This is a genomic window from Mycobacterium sp. NGS34, from assembly GCF_059812845.1.
Map to the genome: position 1 here is coordinate 1 of NZ_JCALDM010000032.1, position 16682 is coordinate 16682.

Below are 16682 nucleotides of genomic sequence, written 5' to 3' on the forward strand. Positions count from 1 at the left end.
AAACCTGACCTGGCATATGGCATTTCACTTCCTTTGATGGCTAGACCGCAGGCGGCCAACGCGTTGATCCGGTGGGGCGCAATGGATCTAGTGCTGTAGTCAACGGTAGAAGTGCGGCGCGTGCCGGCCAACAGCCGTCGCCCCTTTAACGCTGGCCACCTGGCCTATCAATGTACCCACCCGGTCAGCACCGCGCATCATCAGCGGGATTCGGTTCAGCTCGAAGGGGTAGGGGTTTGCATCAGCGCTGTGGCCGTGGCCGCCGCTCAGCATGAACATCATCATCACCGGGCAGGCGAGCACGACCAGACCCAGAAGAACCAGAAGAACCGCCGAGGCCGGGGGACCAAGAGCCAGTACGGTCACGCCACCGGCGATCAATGCCGCCGTACACCACATCATGTGCTGGCGTTTCATCGGAGAATCCCTGGCTCAAAGTTCGATATGGCCTGTGATCGTCAACATCTCGTCGAAGGCAGAGCCATTGATTCAATGGGCTGAGATGCGTTGCGAAATAACCCTCGCCAGGGTTGCGGACATAGCAGCGCCACTTAACAACACCTCGATTCCGGTCGCTAACGCAACCATGATTGCATCACTAGGCAGCGCGACCTTGGTCCTGGCTTGGGATGGAATCGAACTCTCCATTCATTAGTTGCGTCGACGGTGCAGCCGCCATCATCGCTGCAACATACTGTCCGGGGTAGGGATCTTCGGCCCCTATGACGAGGTAAAACTGGCCCGGAATGGCGGTACGATCGACGAGGCGACCGTGACAATTGCCCGCTATCTGGCGGTCCGGAGGAACCAGGGTCATCGCCTGAACGTGACCAATGTCCCGACTTGGCACGACTTCGGTCCCTGTTGCATGGCTTTGGGTACATGATCCGATACCCGCATGGTTCCTCAATGCTTGCGTCGGTATGCCCGGTGCAGAACCGGTAGGCGGAACCGCGCGCGTCAAAGTCGCCAGTGATGCGTAGCCATGCGCTAGCTTCACCGTTCGGTCGGCGTCCCGGGCGGGTAAGGCTTGGGTCGTCGCGCACAGGACGTGCTACATGGATGGTGGGGGGCATCTTCTTCGGTGTGTTGACCGTTCTCGGGGGTTTCGGATTTCTGCCACACGCCGATGGCGAGCCGGCCGCTCGATTCAGCCCCGAAGAGCAACGAATAGTTAGCGTATTGCCGATTGGGTTCGCGGCAAACTCGTGCAGAACAGCCGGCACCCCGCCAGCTGAATCGGTAGCCAGCCTTGACTGCCTCAACGGCTCGACGCAAGGGCGATTCTCGCTCTTCGTCGGACCAGACTCGATGAATCGCGCGTTCCAGCACGACCTGACCAAATATGGGTCCGGCCACCCGCCGCCACCATGTCCAGGCCTGGACGATTCACCGGCCAATTGGCACTACGCCGTGACGCCTGACCAGACCGCCGGGCAGATCGTCTGCGGCATCTTTGAAGGCACGCCCGCCATCGAATGGACCCGCAATCGACAACTGCTGTTACTCGACGTCCACAGCGGTGCAGATGTGAACAGCCTATTTCAATGGTGGGGCAGATTCGGCAATGCGACTCCGGTGCCTTTCACGCGGTGAGGCACGCTCATGGTAGCAATCGGACTAACCGCGTCGAGTTGTGCCTCCGCAACGAACTGGCTGCCACGTTGACCCACCAGCCGAGCTGACTTTAGCGGCCTGTACCGCGAACGAGCGCCTTCGTGCATACCCGAGCGTGCGAAGAGTGTGCGTGCAAACCACCATCGAAAGATATGCGCAACGGCCAGTTTCAGGGTTTCAATGGCTATCTCTCCGGAGCGTGAGCCCTCAATGCCAAACGGGTTGGAGCCGATCGGAGGGCTCATGGGCCCCGACATTGCAGTCCAGCCGAATTCGTCGACCGCTGCGCTCATCACCGACCAGCGGTCTGGGCCCTTTTCGTAAGCAACGACTGAGGCCCCGTAGGCCTGCATCAGAATCTTCATCTCCGCGTTCGCCGAGCCCGGTCAAAAACCCTTCCCACGCATCACCGGACTCCGACGATGCCGCCTCAAGCCCGACGAACACCGGTTTGCCGTCGGTGTCGATACCCCACGCGGCCAGCACCGGCTCGGCTGATGCGTTCGCGTGATATTTGAAATGCGACCCGTCCAGGAACAGGAAATCCAGCTCGACGTTGTCGAGGCGGCGTGCGCTCCATTGCTCGAACTGGGTCTTGACGTCCTCACATATCCGCGACACCGTCGACTTCGACACCGCGGCGGCCTCGCCGAGCGCCTCGACCAAGGTGGCCTCCACGTCGCGCACCGACAGGCCGCGCACGAACCCGGCGATCACCAGCGACTCCAACGCGTTGGTCTTGGTCACTCCCTTGCCGAACAGCTGGGAGGCGAACCGCTCAGTGGTGCCGCGCATCTTCGGCCCGCGCCAGCGTCTCCGGTCCCGCGGTGGTCTTCACCGTGGTCGGGCAGTATCCGTTGCGCATCCCGGCACGGGCGTCCTCACAGCTCGCGGCCCACTCTAGCTGTCCCGGCCCAGGAACGCGGCCACCTCGGCCTCGATCGCGGTCTGCAGCAGCAACCGGGCACCGAGCCGGGCCACGTCCTCGATCGCGCCCGACAGGTCCTCCCCGCCGGCGAACACACCATCAGTTTCTGCCTGCAACCGCTGCACAGGCGATACCCTCTTCGACACGGACGTAGGCTCCTTCCATCAGACTTGCCGGTCTTCGAGGGAACCTACGTCCGGATTCATTTACACCGCGGCAAGGACACGACCGTAACCACCGGTGTCGCGGTCAAGTCCCTGGGAGTGGTGTAACGGCTGATCCTTCAATTTGGTGGGGTTAGAAGGGTTGGTTGGGGTCACCTCCTGTCGTGGGTTGCCATCCGCTGTCGGGGTCGCAGAAGTCCTCGGGCCAGGGCGCGGGGACGCCGTGCTCGTCGTGCCAGCCGGTGTGACCGGTGGCGGCGAGCTGGCCGAGGTAGGTTTGGCGGCTCAGCCCGGGGCCGAATCCGCCCTGGGTGTCTGGGTTTGTCACGCTGCGGGCTCCAGTTCGGGCAGGCCGTTGGTGGACGATGTGGTGGGTGCGGGTTCGGTGGTTCCCACCGCAGCGGCGCGGGCCAGGACGTCTAGTCCCAGGTAGCGGCGGCCTTCAGCCCATTCGTCGTGCTGTTCGGCCAGGACAGCTCCAACGAGGCGGATGACGGCGTCTCGGCCGGGGAAGATGCCGACAACGTCTGTGCGCCTGCGGATTTCGCGGTTGAGGCGTTCGTTTAACCGGCCCTCGCGGTTACGTCAACTTCGTGGCTCTGGGGTGGGTCGAGCGGTCGAGGCGGTGGAGATGGTCGGTGAGGGCATGGGCGACGCGGTCATGACGGGCTGCTTCGTCGGCCCAGCCGCGGTTCTCTGCGTCGAGTTTGAGTGCTTGGACGTCGGTGAGTTGGTTGGTGAGGGCACCGCGGAATTCAGGTGCGGTGATGTAGTTGTCGCAGGTTTCGCAGATGTTGGCATACGGGCAGGCGCCGGCGGCAGGGTGGCGGGCGCAGTAGCCATGCCCGACGCGGGTTTTCAGCATCTCACTGTGTAGCCAGCTGACCTTGTCAGGCAGGATAGGTCGACCGACCGGGGTGAGAGTGAACTGGCGACGCATCTTGCCCATGGCATCGTCGTAGGCGGCGCGCAGGGTTGGCGAGGCAAGGGTGGCGTAGCGGATCGTCATCTGCGGTGTGACATGTCCGAGCAGCGCCATCAAAGCCTGCATACTCATCCCCGCGTTGGCGAGTTCGGTGGCCCAGGTATGACGCAGCTGATGAGGCGTGACGACGAGGATGCCGCCATCGGGTCCGCGCAGCCCAGCGGATTGGGCCGCGGCTAGCAGCTCGTTGCGCAGCCGTGCGTAGCCCAGGCGGCGGCCATGGTGGGTGAACAGGAAATCGGTGAGCACGCCGGTGCGTGGATGGGTCAGTGGCCGGTGCACGCCACGGTGTGCGACCCACTCGTCGAGCGCAGCGGTAGTGGCCGCCGATAGCGGCACCATGCGTTCGGTGGCCAGCTTGCCTAGCGGCACCTTTAGCCAGGTGCCAGCCGCCCCGTAGTCGATGATGCTGCCCAATTCCAGGTCGAGCAGCTCACCCACCCGCAGTCCCGCGCCGCGCAGCACGGTCAACCCGATACGGGCGAACGAATCTTTCAGACACCCAACAGCATTCATCACTGCCGTATCGATGTCAGGGGCCAGCGCCCGCGGCAGCGGCTGGTCAAGCTTAGGCACGTCGGCGGCGAAGACCAGCCGCCGTGGCGGCGCTTGTTCCCAGCCCCAGGCGGTGATGTCATCGAGCAGGCTGCGCAGGCTAAGCACCGCCGACTGGGCGACCGCAGCCGAGACGGTGCGCCCGGCGCCGGCGGCCGCGCGTTGTCCACGCCAGCCGCGGGTGCGATTCCAGGCCAGGTAGCCCTCGATGCAGGCGCGGTCGAGTTCGCGCAGGCTGGTCAGCTGCGGGTGGTGGGCGCTGAGGTATTCGACAAACGGCAGCAGGTCATTGATCAGCGATTCCACCGATTTGGGCCGCAACACCGCGGCTCGGACCCGGATATAGCGCAGCAGGGTGTCGCGGATCGGGGCGGCCATCGCCACGTCGGTGAATCGTTGTTCGAGGCTGCGTGCCCACGGTCGTCGTCGCGGAGCGGCGTCGAGGACCCGGACCTCGTAGAGCAGCTGGCGCAAGCTGGCCAACCGCGCCCGGTAGGCGCGCCGCGAGGACCGCGGGATGGAACTCGCCGACAACGCACTGTCGAATTCATCGATCGCCTGCTCGGTGAGGTCAGCGACCAGCCCACCATGGCAGGCCAGCAGCACTGCCAAGCACTCGCTGAGCACAGTTTCGATCCAAGAACTGCTCCAGCCCAACCGATTTCCCGCTTCACGCATCGCGGAAAATCCGGCTGGATCACGGGCCTCCACGGCGACACCAAGCCCGGTCAGCTGCCTAATGGCGGCCAGCTCGACATCCAGCCGCATCCGGCCAGCACCGATCGCATAGCACAGCAGCGGCCACGCCCGACTCGAGCGAAGCTCGCCGGCCCGCTCAACAGCGGGCAGCGCCATCCACGCCGCCAGATCCGGGTGACGAGCGTGAAATTGCCGTGCGATGCGGATCCGGTCCCGGACCGCCCGACCGCTCAGGCCCAAGCCAGCGACGTAGTCGAGGTAGTCACTCACCACGGTGCCGACACCAACGGAGTCCTCGACCGTAACGGCGGTCATCGCGCTGCCCCGGCCAACGTGGCGCGGGCGGCACCGTATTCGGCGGCGAGCTGCTCCAATGACAGGTGAACGTAGCGGGCCGTGGTCTCCGGTGAGGTGTGTCCCATCAACGCCCGTAATGCAAGCAGATCCATTCCCGCGGAAGCTAATTCGGTGCCGTAGGTGTGGCGCAGCCGATGTGGGCGCACCCGGATTGAACCGGAAAGCTCACGGTGGCGGCGAAACAGGCTGCGCAGCCCAGCCTCGCTGATCCGCGCCCCAGTTGTCGGGCCGCGCAACACCACGAAGCACTGCGGCGTCGCCAGCCCGGGCGGGCGCTCCAACCGTAGAAAGGCGGCAAGCTCGGTGAAAAAAGCCGCATCCACCGGAACGTGGCGTTCCTTGCCGCCTTTACCGACCACCCGCAACCGTCGCCGACCCATGTCCACATCGGCCAACAGCAGCCCGCGCACCTCCGCCGACCGTAGTCCGCCCAGCAGCATCGCCAACACCATCGCCCGATCCCGATGAGTACCCAACGAGGCAATGAATGAGTCGATATCGTTGGCCGACAACGATTCTGGTAGCAGCATTGGCTGTCGCACCAACCGGCCCCCAGCGCGGGCCCGCCCGGGACCCAGATGACCCAGCAGCCCGCGTTGCGCGCGACGCAGCCCCACACCGCGCCGCGGCGAGGGCACCGGGTTGTCACCACGCCGCCCCGTCATCACCAAGTACTCAAACAAAGCCCGAACCGCCGCTACCCGACGGTTCACCGTCGACGCCGCCGCCGAACGCGTCCGGTCCGCACTCCCGCGACCGCCTAAGCGACGCACGCCCTGCCAATCGATCCAGTCAAACACCAGCGGCGAATCAACAGCTGCCAGCGTGGCATCGCGCTCGGCAAGAAACCGCGCCAGGTTCACCACATCAAATGCATAGGCACGCACCGTGGCCGGGCTGAACCCCCGCCCGCTCAGGTGAGCCAGGAACGCATTCGCAGGATCAACCCCGTCCCAGTCACCATCGATCCGATACCCGCCATCGCCCTCGCTGACCCGCACCGCCATCGCCGTCTCCCGCCCTTCCCAGTCAGGGGCCTGTTCTGAGCAGCATCCACCCGACCGAGGGAATCGGTCCGGATCTCACGCCGCTACCCGGCTCGTGTCCGCTGAGAGCCGGTTAACGGATATGGGATTATTCGACCAGATTTGGCGCCACAAGTTCCTTGGGGAACGCGGTGAAGGCCAGTATCTCAGCGCGGGCACCATCGAGGTGTTCGGCTACCGCGGGCAGCTTGTCGGCCAACGCGTCGACGACACGGTCGAACTGGGCGCCCACCGCTTGGGCATCGGGCTGGTCATAGACCGAGTGCAGCAGCGCTTTGACCCATCCCCAGGAGCTTTTCGGGGTCACATCCATCAAGTTGGCGGCGTAGTGGGTGCGGCAGCGTTGCCAGGCCGCGCCAGGCAGGTTCGCCGCGACCGCCTCGACCAGGCCCCGGTGGGCATCGGAGGTGACCAGCCTTACCCCGTGCAGGCCGCGGGCGACCAGATCGGCGAAGAAGGTGTTCCACACCGGGCCGGTCTCAGTGGTGGCCACGGTGACACCGAGCACCTCCCGGTGCCCGTCGGCGTTGACGCCGGTGGCCACCAGCACCACGGCGTTGACCACCCGCCCGTCTTCGCGGACTTTCATCGTCAACGCATCGGCCGCGACAAAGGTGAACGCTCCCGCCTCCCCAAGAGGGCGGGTGCGAAACGCCTTGACCTGCTCATCGAGGTCTGCGGCCATCCGCGAGACCTGCGAGCGGCTCAAACTGGTGACCCCCAACGTGGCCACCAGTTTGTCCATCCGCCGCGTGGAGACCCCGAGCAGATAGCAGGTCGCCACCACCGAAATCAGTGCCGCCTCAGCGCGTTTGCGGCGCTCCAGCAGCCATTCGGGGAAGTAGGAGCCTTGGCGTAGCTTGGGGATCGCGACATCGATCGTGCCGACACGGGTGTCCAGGTCACGGTGGCGGTAGCCGTTACGCGAGTTCGTCCGATCCGGGCTGGGCCGGCCGTACTCGGCGCCGCATACCGCATCAGCATCAGCCGACAGCAATGCGTTGAGCACCGTGCCCAACAGGGAGCGCATCAGATCCGGCGACGCGTCGGACAGAGCCTGCTCCAACAACGCAGCAGGGTTCACAATATGAGGAGCGGTCATCGTGTGGTTCCTCTCGAGAGTGCTTTGGAAGGTTCACTCGAAGGATCACGCGTGTCGACGCTCACGTAATTCCCGCGGGCTGCGCTCAGGTTATTCCGCAGGTGGTGGGTCCTGGATGATGTTCTACCCGATGGCCTCCTTTCGGGGTTGATCTTTGGTGCCGGGGCGTTTGGTGGGTCGGTAGCTGGGTCCGTTCATGAACACCTGATGGCTGGTGTTGATGAGCCTGTCCAGCAGCGACTCGGCGACCACGGCGTTGGGAAATAGCGGATACCAGTCGATCGGAGATCGGTTGGAGGTCAGGATCATTGACCCGCCGGCGGTGCTGCGTTCGGAGATCAGCTCATAGAGGTCGTCGGCCTGGGTGGCGGTGAGTTCACGCATCCCGAAGTCGTCGAGAATGAGTACGGCGGGGCGGACGAATTCGTGTAGCCGTTTGTCCCAGGTGCGGTCGGCGTGTCCGCCGGCCAGGGTGGCCAGCAGGCGGCTGGTTTTGGTGAAGCGGACTTCTGCGCCCTGGCGAATCGCCAGATGGCCCAGGGCTTGTGCCACGTGGGTCTTGCCCACACCGACCGGGCCGCTGAGGATCACCGACTCGCCGATGGCCAGCCAGCGCAGCGCGGCGAGGTCGCGGATCTGGGCGGCGGGCAGTTTCGGGCTGGCGGCAAAGTTGAACTCTTCCAAGGTGAGTTGCTGTTCGAACTGGGCGCGGCGGATCCGCCGTGCTACCGCTTGAGATTCGCGCCGGGCGATCTCGTCGTGGCAGAGGACCTGCAGGAATTCGATATGCCCGAGGTCACCGGCGCGGGCCTGGGCCAGCCGCGATTCCAACGTCTGCAGCATCCCGGAGAGCTTAAGCGTGCGCAGCGCTTGTTCAAGGGCGACGTCGACGATCATGCCGAGACCCCATCGTCGTGCTCGTCATCCCCATCGTCATGGTGATCGGTGTTCGTGGTGGCAGGGTCCGCTACGGCTGGGTGGTTCGGGTTGGGCAGGGCCACCACGTTGCCGAACAGCCGCGAAGGACCGTGCAGGAACGCCGCGGCACCGCCGTCACCGCTGCATGGTGGCGGTGGATCTGCTTCTAGGCCGGCGGCCAGGATGCCCTTGATGGTGCGATACGAGGGGTCACCGACACGGATTGCTTTGGCGCAGGCCAATTCCAGCCGGTCCGCGCCGTGGCGATCGGCGCACCCGAGCACGCCTTGGGCGGCGCGCAGCCGAAACAGTGCGTTCTCGGCCAGCAGCTCGGCGATCACGGCCACGGTGGACGGCCCGATTTCAGCGGCGCGGTTGCGACACCAGGTCGGTCCGCGCATGGCAAACGCGATCCGCTCGGGCGGGTAGTGGGCCATGTCGGTTTGCTTGCCGAACGGTTTGCGCACGTGGGTGGCGATCAGCTCGCCGTTGTCGAAGATCTGCACCATGTCGGGTGTGGACCGCGCATTGACCTTGCGCCCGATATGCCGCCACGGCACCGAATACAGTGTTCGGCCGACCTTGACGTGGATATCTTGGCCTACCGTGCCCATCGTCCAGTCGGCGAGCACGAAGGCCTTGTGCGGCAATGGCTTTAACGCTTCTGCCTCGAGGGCCTCGAACGCCGACATCGGGGAGGCGCCACCGAGCGGCCGACACGAGCGGCGTCCGGCCACATCGCGACACCAGCTGATCGCGGCCTGCTGCATCTGCTCCAGCGAGCTCCATTCGCGGCCGCGCCAAAATGAGTCGCGCACATAGGGCATCGGCCGCTCCACCCGAGGCTTGTCCTTGGGCTTGCCGGCCCGCGCCGGGTCCACCAAAGCCCCATAATGGTGGGCTAATTCGGCGTAGGACCGGTTGATTTTGGGGTCATACAAATCCGGGCGCGCCACCCCGGTGCGCAGGTTATCGGGCACCAGTCGGGCCGGCACACCCCCGAAGAACGCGAACGCGGCCACGTGGCACTCGGTCCAGGCACGCTGATCCATGCTCAGCACCGGGCGCACGAACATCAGCCGCGAGACGGCCAGCACCATCACGAACGCCCAGATCCGGCGGCGCCGCCCACCGATCGGGTCCACCCACGATCCCAGATAGCCGTAATCGATTTGGGCTTCCTCACCCGGCGGCGGATCATCACGTAGCACCGTTACCCGCTCGCGCTGGTTCTCTTCGGGCAGGTTGGCATCCACATAGCGCTTCAGCGAGGACACCGAGGCGGTCAGCCCGTGCTCGTCACGAAGCCGCTGCCAGATCGTCTGCTTGGTCACCCCCGCCAGCAGCATCGCCTTGATGAAATCGCGGTGCTGCTCGATCTCCGGCCACGTGATCTGACGCAGCCTGGTATCGGCCAGCTGCGGGAACCACTCCCGCACCAACTCGGCCCACTCGTCCGGCGACCGTGGCGGACCGCCCGGCTCCAGCCCGGCAGCAATCGCGGGGTCCAGATACTTCTTCACCGTCTTGCGATCCAGCCCCAAGCTCGAAGCGATCTGGCTTTGCGAACGGCCCGCATGCCAGTGGATCAAAATCTCGGTCACATCGACCACGTCGAACGTTCTCCTCGCCAATTCCGGCTCCCATCAGCTCATCTGCTGGGAGCAGCCTTTGCCTTGCGAGGACCACACCAGCGGCGACACGCTCGCCTTCCCGGTGGGGAATTACGTGAACGCGGCCCTGGGGAATTACGTGAACGAAAACCTAGTCAACCTGGGGAATTACTTGAACGCCGACACGCGGTGACCGCGCTCTCGTCCCTAACGACACACCAGGAAACGATCACGCGATCGGCGTTACACCACTATCAGGGACGCAACTGGTGTCGCACCTTCTCCGAGGCTGATCGGGACGGTGTCGGGCGTCAACGGCAGCAACTCTCGAAAGCCGAAGATGCCCGGTTCGGACGACTTCCATGGCAACGGGCCCGGTGTCAGCGTGTAGGCAGGAGCGAGGTTGACGCCCACGCCGGAGTGGGCACATTAGCGACATCCGAAAGGTGCCTCGGGTTCTTGTGCTCGCAGGCCGCACCGGGGGCATTGGAGGACTCCCAGATACCGCGCAATCAGGGGAGATCGAGGGCCGTCTTGATCCATGGTGAACAACCTTTACCCATTGGCGGTCACTTCCGGCACCTCGCCCCGGCGTGGCGCCGGCAAAGCGGGCAGCGCCGCTGGACGCGGCACGGGAGTGTGACCACCTCACTAGCCTGCTGGCGTTGGCGGGGTGGTCGTCGGCGGCTGACGACGCTCGGAAGATCAGGGACCTGCTGTTGGGTGACTCTGGTGCTGTCGGCGACGCGCAGTTGCTGCTCGAAAAATTGCTGCGCAAGCTGCGCCGGTCATGGTTGCCGCGGTGGTCACTGCGGGACCTGGCGCAGATCAGTGTCGCCGACGCAGAGCGCTGTCGGCTGCCGGCGGCACTCGACGGCGATACCTATGATCGGCTGCTGGCGCGGGCCGCGAATACGCTGGCTTGCTTGTCGTTGTCGCCCAGGGTATTTCGCGCCGACCCATCGAACGTCATCGGTGCGTTGTCAGAGTTGGTGCGGGGGCTGGATGTAGCCACCGCCAGGCTGGTGGTCGCGAGCTTGGCTGTCGATGTCGCCCCGATGGGTCGGGTCAGCCATGTCTGACGCCGCAACGGTGGTCTCGTGACGCAAGTCGGTGACCAGCATTCCGCACGACTCTACCGCCCGCGGGTGCCGCGGCCCTGTCGGCGGATCTTTTTCCGTAGACCTCGGTACTACCACGAGACGAACGCCATGATCTGAACGACTTTGGGCAAGCACCGCGACGCTCGTTCAGCGTGGCCCCCCGGTTGCTTGACCGTGAAAATCCCAGTCTGGGAGAGCTGGTTCGCCGAGCGGCTGCGCACCAACGGCATCGATGTGCGGTGCGGTCGGCAAGCGATCAGCGTCCGTACCGATGGGGCCGACACTGTTGCGGAAACTTGACGACGACGTTCATGCTGTGATGCGACGCCGGCGGGGATCGGATGAAGGGATACGACGAAGAACGTGAGCGGTCGACACGGCCGCACCGGCGCCGGGCCTTAGCTGCGCATGAACCCGATCGCGGTGTAATCCAGGTCCGCGAGACCGGTCGCGCCGAAATTGGCCAGTGTGCTGCGCACCGCGACGACGCCCTCGGATTGGGTCAGCGGCAGGCTGAATCCCTCGGCCCAGATGAGCTTGTCGAGGTTGTTGGCCAAGGCCCGCGCCTTGCCGGGATCGAGTTCTTCGAGCGTCCGCTCGATCGCCGCGTCGATCTGCGGGCTGCCGATCTTGCCGAAGTTGCTTTCCCCATCGGACTTGTAGATCTGGGTCAGCGACGACAGTGGGAATGAGTCACCGACCCAGCCGAACTCGGCGATATCGAAAGCCCCGACGTTGACGTAGTTGGTGAAAAAGTCGCTGCCTCCAATGGCTACCAGTTCAACTTTGACGCCGATCTCAGCGAGACTGTGCTGCGCGATATGAGCGAAGTGCAGTGTGCTCTGCGCGTCGAAAAACACATCGCGGAGCACCAACTGGCGACCATTCTTCTCCCGGAAGGCGCCGCTGAGTTTCCAGCCCAGCCCATCGAGCTCTCGTCGCGCCTCGGCCGGGTCATAGGCGACGACGCCGCTATTGTCCTGATAGCCCTTCTGCCCGGCTACATAGACGTGGTTGTTCAGCGGCACCGGGTTGTTCACCAGCCCGTGCTCGATCACCCGGGCGATGGTCAGCCGGTCGATGCCCTTGGCAACGGCGCGGCGCAGCGCCTTGTCTTCCAGGATCGACCCGGGCGTGCCGTTGAACGTCAAGTGATACCAGCTCGGGCCAGGCGCGCGCCGGATCGAGATACCCGTTGTCCGCCGTGCGATGGTCAGCTCGTCCAGCGAGCCGACGATGGTGGCGTCGATGGCGTTGTCCTGCAACGCCGGTAGCCGCGCGGCGTCATCGAGCACCAGATAGGTGATGCTGTTCAGGCGTGGCCGCTGTCCCCACCATTTCGGGTTGCGGGTCAACACAATTCGCTGCGCGGTCCGGTCCAGTGACGACACGACGAACGGACCGGCCGACGGGCCGGGTCCTTCGAGCTGGCCCTTGTTGAATACCTCGGGCGTGGCGGTCATGCTGGCCGGCAGCAGCATGCCGTTGCCGGCGAACATGCCGCGCCACTCGGCGTAGGGCTTGGCGAACGTCACGATGGCCTGCCGGTCGTCCACGCCACGGGTCACCGACGCGACACGGTCGGCGCCATTGGGTCCGGCGACCGCGAAAGTCTTGTCAGCGCCGCTGAGGGCGCGGATCTGGCTGGCGATATCGCGCCACGTGATCGGTGTGCCGTCCGACCACAGCGCCTGCGGGTTGATGGTGTAGGTGACGACCTGCGGGGTAGTGCTGGTGAGTTCGACGCTGCTGAAGTAGTCGGGGTCAACGGTCGTCGAGCCATCCGACCCGATAACGAACGCATGCGGCATGGTGGCCTTGAGCACGGCGGCGGTGTCGGCGTCGCTGCCATCGATGTTCAATAGGTTGAAATTGGACGGGAACGCTGCGAGCCCCAGCCGCAGGTCCCCGCCGTCTTGCAGCGTCGCGGGATCCTGCGGGTTGATATCACGGGTGGTGCTGACCTCAGCGTTGCCGCCGGACGGCACTAAGGGGGTATTCGCCGAGCACCCCGCCAAAACCATTGCGGCGGTGAGCATCGCCATCGCGGCTCGGTCGCCGCGACGCCGGGCCAACTGGATCATGAGAGTTCCGTGCGTCACGGCGCTATCCGAAGGCCCGTGACGGTGCGAGCCGAGATCGCCCGACTCCCCAAGCAAGTGGGCAACACATCCAGCACGGCTCGCATCGTCGCCGTCTCCACAAGCCGGATTCCGTCACGGTGCTGCCGCCAATTGCGGCCGCGTGTCGTCGTGTCGCGGATCGCAGACAACCTCCTCAAAACTGTCACCCCTGCTCGACGATAACCGCCAAATATCGAGGCCACGAGGTCGCCGAGTTGCTTGATCCCTCGATGGCCAGGCGAACAAGACAAAGATGACGGCCTGAACCGGCTTTCGAGATCACGCAACAGAATGCCGGATCCCAGACTGATAGGGACGTTGAGCGTGGCCGGGCTGCCTGCGAACCGCGCCCGCACCGTCACCGGCCGTCCCAATGCGCGTCCATCCGTCCCGACGATGCTGCCTGGTTGGTTCGGAGGGCGCCATCTTCTAGACCAGCGACGATATCGTAAGCTTTCGTGGCCGACCTCGCCCGCACGGCCGGGTGCTCAGCCTGTGCGGCAGTGATCTCCATCCATTCCAGCTACGGCTTGACCGTCTGCATCATCGACGAGGTCGAAAGTCCCTGCCACGAATCGTTAGCCAAGCCCACGATCACCGACCTGAGCGACGCTGCCGCTGAATACAGGCCATCGACGAGCCCATCCCAGGCAGCGGCGACGGCCGATATCGGCCCCGGACCGGGGCCCGAACACATCCGGTCGAGTTGATCTTCGGCGCTATCGCCCCGAAATCCACTCCTGTGACCTCTGATTGCCTGAGCGGGCCGGCTGGGCGTGAGCGGCCTCGCGGTCGCACTCACCACGGCGGGCGGCATCGGCGGCCGCGCAGATTTACCGGACTGCCGCTGGGGCCCTGCACGTAGTGATCACGCGCCGCCACAAAAGCAGCTCTGGCCCGCAGGGGTGTCGGCCGATACGAGAGACCGTCCTGGATCCCCTGGGCGATTGGGTTGGTGGCTGCAGGGCCGAGCTTCGGGGGCGATTGGCAGTCACAGCTGAGGTTACTGAACGAGTTCGGGTCAGCGCTGGCCGCCGGTGCTAGCCCAGCAGCAGCACCGAGGCCCATAGCGATACTGACGAGGACTCTCGTAATCACTTGGGGTGACCGTGCTGGCAGCCCGCAGTATGTGTGCACGCGGTGTCACCACAGCCGCAGCCAGTAGATTGGCAATGGCGCGATTCGGGTTCCACGCGCATAACGGTACCCCTGTAGGGTACTAGCTGTCAACGTTCTGCATGCGGTGATGGCCTCGCCGCTGCGATCATGTTCTATTCCTCGCTCTTCCAATGTTGAACCGGCCAAGGCCAAGCCCGGGAACGCCAACTTCACGATCGCCGAGCCGCCGTTGCCGGGGATGGGCAGGTTGCATGCTTGCGTGCAGAGCGTAGCCAGGGGCCGGCAGTGCCGCGAGGTCGCTGCGAGTCGGCCGTGGTGGGTGCTCGCCTCGCATTGGAGAGCTTCGACGACTGTCGCTACGCCAGCACCAGCCAGCGGGATGCCATCGGGTTCCGCCAGCCTCGGGGAGCACCGCAAGCTGCCGGCGCGGCGCCCACACACGGACAGCGTCGGCGGCCCGGACGCAGCCGAGAACGGCAACCTGATGTTCAACCCGACCCGGCTACAGCATCGGCTGTGCCGCAAGATGCTGGCAAACAACACGAGCGATCGACAGCGGTATGACGACGCAGAAGCGGCTCGTCAGCGTCGGTCGGGCGTGCACCACACACCGCGCCACCTTCGGTAATTCGTCAAACTCTCGGTTCGGCTCTACCGGGTAGGGGTACGTCGGCTGGTGACCGTGTGTAGGTCTGTGCCGGCGCTGCGAAGCCGCTTGCCGGCAATGGTGAACTCAGTCGGCTAACGACCGCCGCCAACACGTTGAACGGGCTGACAGCGTTGGCGGGTCCATCGTGTCAACGCTGATACTGCAGCCACCCTGAGATGTCGAACGCCTTCGCTTGCCGAGCCAACAGGCATGGTGCACAAGTTCGCTCGCAAATCTAAGCCTGGAACCCGTTGACTGAACACACACTCAGGCGGCTTGTGCCGACTGAGTGTTGAACGGGAGCCGAAAATTGACAGTGATTATTGCTCCGGAGCTTGGTGGCGGGCCTGGCCCGAAAATTGACCGGCGCCTTATGGCTGCCTTTGAGTGGGATCTGCCTGTCGGCGACGCCTGAAAACTGACCCCGTGTCGACGGGCGGGTTCTAAGGCTTGTCGCAACACTCCTGCTAATTGAAGGGGTGTGGAGATGACGCGACGAGGCCGCAAGCGGCGTCTGGTGTTGGAGGACGAGTACTGGAAGCTGATCCTCGGAGGGGTGCCCACCGTCGAGGCTTGCCGGCAAACCGGCATCGGCCGTAAGACCGGATATCGATGGCGCGCTGAAGCGGGCGGCCTGCCGCCAGCACGGATGGCTGAGCAGACACACTCGTCACGCTACCTGACGTTGCTGGAGCGCCAGCGCATCGCGACCTTGCGCGAGCACGGCCACTGCATCCGCGAGATCGCCCGCAGAATCGGCCGGGCTCCCTCTACGATCTCACGGGAACTACGCCGGCACCTTAAGCCACACGACAAGGGTGTCTACGACGCCGACCTCGCCCACGCCCGTGCTCGCGATAACGCTCGTCGAGAACGCGCTGGGACGCTTGTCGTTGATCCGGAGTTGCGGGAGTTGGTGGCCGGCAAGCTCGAAGACACCTGGAGTCCGCAGCAGATTAGTGCGTGGCTGCGCACGGAATATCCGGACCGCCCGGACTGGCACATCTGTCACGAAACGATCTATCAGGCACTGTATTTGGGCCGCAAAGGCGGGTTGAGCAGGGTGCTGACGGCCAAGCTGCGCACCGGCAGACCATTGCGCAGGCGCCGCCGCAAGACCACCGAACGCACCCCGCGCTTCGTGGCTCCGGCGGTCCTGATCCATCGCCGTCCACCGATCGTCGAGACGCGCACCCGCATCGGGGATTGGGAGGGTGATCTGATCGTCGGCAAGCACAGTCGTTCGGCGATCGGCACACTAGTGGATCGAACCAGCCGCGCGGTGCGGCTGATCCACCTCCCGCACGGTCACAGTGCTGAGATGTTCACCGATGCCTTCGAGTGCGTGCTGCGTGCACTGCCCGAGGCCGCTAGGCGCACCTTGACGTGGGACCAGGGCTCGGAGATGGCTCGCCACGATCTGCTTGCTGGGCACTTCGAGGAGGGGGTGTTCTTTGCTGAACCCGCCAGTCCCTGGCAGCGTGGGACCAACGAGAACACCAATGGCCTCCTGCGCCAATTCTTTCCGAAGGGCAAAGATCTATCCGTCTACACGACCGACGATCTGGCTCGCGCTGAGAAGCTCCTCAACAGCCGACCCCGCAAGATCCTCAACTGGCAGACACCCGAGCTGGTCTTCACCCACGGACTACTCTGATTCCGTCGATGTGTTGCGACGACCGGACGAATTCACCTTAGAACCCG

The 16682-nt window shown here is 64.7% G+C and carries 10 protein-coding genes and 4 pseudogenes; 3 read left to right on the forward strand and 11 right to left on the reverse strand.

The genetic code is table 11. From position 1 onward, the window contains the following. Nucleotides 1-99: 99 nt before the first annotated feature. Complete coding sequence (locus AC5Y7V_RS30780) at nucleotides 100-417, reverse strand: DUF2933 domain-containing protein (RefSeq protein ID WP_499883738.1); 318 nt, start codon at nucleotides 415-417, stop codon at nucleotides 100-102. A gap of 645 nt (nucleotides 418-1062) precedes the next feature. Between AC5Y7V_RS30780 and AC5Y7V_RS30785 the strand changes: the two genes are divergently transcribed. Further along, entirely contained in the window at nucleotides 1063-1596 is a 534-nt protein-coding gene (locus AC5Y7V_RS30785) for a hypothetical protein (RefSeq protein WP_499883739.1), read from the forward strand. Between the two features lie 387 nt (nucleotides 1597-1983). Here AC5Y7V_RS30785 and AC5Y7V_RS30790 read toward each other — a convergent pair. The 8 genes and pseudogenes from AC5Y7V_RS30790 to istA all read right to left on the reverse strand — a co-directional run. Beyond that, a pseudogene (locus AC5Y7V_RS30790) lies at nucleotides 1984-2691 on the reverse strand (transposase); the annotation flags it as partial. Nucleotides 2692-2842: 151 nt separating this feature from the next. After that, the gene (locus AC5Y7V_RS30795; protein WP_499883740.1) at nucleotides 2843-3037 is read right to left on the reverse strand and encodes a hypothetical protein; all 195 of its coding nucleotides are present in this window, start codon (nucleotides 3035-3037) and stop codon (nucleotides 2843-2845) included. Further along, nucleotides 3034-3270 (reverse strand): annotated as a pseudogene (locus AC5Y7V_RS30800) (transposase); the annotation flags it as partial. The gene AC5Y7V_RS30795 and the pseudogene AC5Y7V_RS30800, both read right to left, overlap by 4 nt. 19 nt (nucleotides 3271-3289) lie before the next feature. Beyond that, on the reverse strand, nucleotides 3290-5263 hold the full coding sequence (locus AC5Y7V_RS30805) for a tyrosine-type recombinase/integrase (protein WP_499883741.1): 1974 nt from the start codon (nucleotides 5261-5263) through the stop codon (nucleotides 3290-3292). Then, nucleotides 5260-6312 (reverse strand): tyrosine-type recombinase/integrase, encoded by a 1053-nt coding sequence (locus AC5Y7V_RS30810; protein WP_499883742.1) that lies wholly within the window; start codon nucleotides 6310-6312, stop codon nucleotides 5260-5262. The genes AC5Y7V_RS30805 and AC5Y7V_RS30810 overlap by 4 nt, the downstream gene beginning before the upstream one ends. 87 nt (nucleotides 6313-6399) lie before the next feature. Beyond that, nucleotides 6400-7453: pseudogene (locus tag AC5Y7V_RS30815) on the reverse strand (IS256 family transposase); the annotation flags it as partial. Between the two features lie 123 nt (nucleotides 7454-7576). Beyond that, the gene (gene istB / locus AC5Y7V_RS30820; RefSeq protein WP_499883743.1) at nucleotides 7577-8350 is read right to left on the reverse strand and encodes an IS21-like element helper ATPase IstB; all 774 of its coding nucleotides are present in this window, start codon (nucleotides 8348-8350) and stop codon (nucleotides 7577-7579) included. Nucleotides 8351-8469: 119 nt separating this feature from the next. Beyond that, nucleotides 8470-9984 (reverse strand): annotated as a pseudogene (gene istA, locus AC5Y7V_RS30825) (IS21 family transposase); the annotation flags it as partial. Between the two features lie 665 nt (nucleotides 9985-10649). Here istA and AC5Y7V_RS30830 point away from each other — a divergent pair. After that, nucleotides 10650-11066: a hypothetical protein gene (locus tag AC5Y7V_RS30830; RefSeq protein ID WP_499883744.1), complete on the forward strand. Its 417-nt coding sequence runs from the start codon at nucleotides 10650-10652 to the stop codon at nucleotides 11064-11066. Between the two features lie 419 nt (nucleotides 11067-11485). Here the strand turns inward: AC5Y7V_RS30830 and AC5Y7V_RS30835 are convergent, their stop codons facing one another. Continuing rightward, on the reverse strand, nucleotides 11486-13171 hold the full coding sequence (locus tag AC5Y7V_RS30835) for an ABC transporter family substrate-binding protein (protein WP_499883746.1): 1686 nt from the start codon (nucleotides 13169-13171) through the stop codon (nucleotides 11486-11488). A 562-nt stretch (nucleotides 13172-13733) separates the two neighbouring features. After that, nucleotides 13734-14027, reverse strand: coding sequence for a PPE domain-containing protein (locus tag AC5Y7V_RS30840; protein WP_499883745.1), 294 nt, complete (start codon nucleotides 14025-14027; stop codon nucleotides 13734-13736). Between the two features lie 1438 nt (nucleotides 14028-15465). Between AC5Y7V_RS30840 and AC5Y7V_RS30845 the strand changes: the two genes are divergently transcribed. Further along, nucleotides 15466-16635 carry an IS30 family transposase gene (locus AC5Y7V_RS30845; RefSeq protein ID WP_084027882.1) on the forward strand — a complete coding sequence of 390 codons (1170 nt, stop codon included), beginning with the start codon at nucleotides 15466-15468 and terminating at the stop codon, nucleotides 16633-16635. Nucleotides 16636-16682: the final 47 nt, after the last annotated feature.

Excerpts from the sequence above, each read along its gene's own strand:
- AC5Y7V_RS30785 (WP_499883739.1), top strand. The coding sequence starts at position 1,063 with ATGGTGGGGGGCATCTTCTTCGGTGTGTTGACCGTTCTCGGGGGTTTC.
- istB (WP_499883743.1), bottom strand. The coding sequence starts at position 8,350 with ATGATCGTCGACGTCGCCCTTGAACAAGCGCTGCGCACGCTTAAGCTC.
- AC5Y7V_RS30805 (WP_499883741.1), bottom strand. The coding sequence starts at position 5,263 with ATGACCGCCGTTACGGTCGAGGACTCCGTTGGTGTCGGCACCGTGGTG.
- AC5Y7V_RS30845 (WP_084027882.1), top strand. The coding sequence starts at position 15,466 with ATGACGCGACGAGGCCGCAAGCGGCGTCTGGTGTTGGAGGACGAGTAC.
- AC5Y7V_RS30835 (WP_499883746.1), bottom strand. The coding sequence starts at position 13,171 with ATGATCCAGTTGGCCCGGCGTCGCGGCGACCGAGCCGCGATGGCGATG.
- AC5Y7V_RS30810 (WP_499883742.1), bottom strand. The coding sequence starts at position 6,312 with ATGGCGGTGCGGGTCAGCGAGGGCGATGGCGGGTATCGGATCGATGGT.
- AC5Y7V_RS30780 (WP_499883738.1), bottom strand. The coding sequence starts at position 417 with ATGAAACGCCAGCACATGATGTGGTGTACGGCGGCATTGATCGCCGGT.
- AC5Y7V_RS30840 (WP_499883745.1), bottom strand. The coding sequence starts at position 14,027 with ATGCCGCCCGCCGTGGTGAGTGCGACCGCGAGGCCGCTCACGCCCAGC.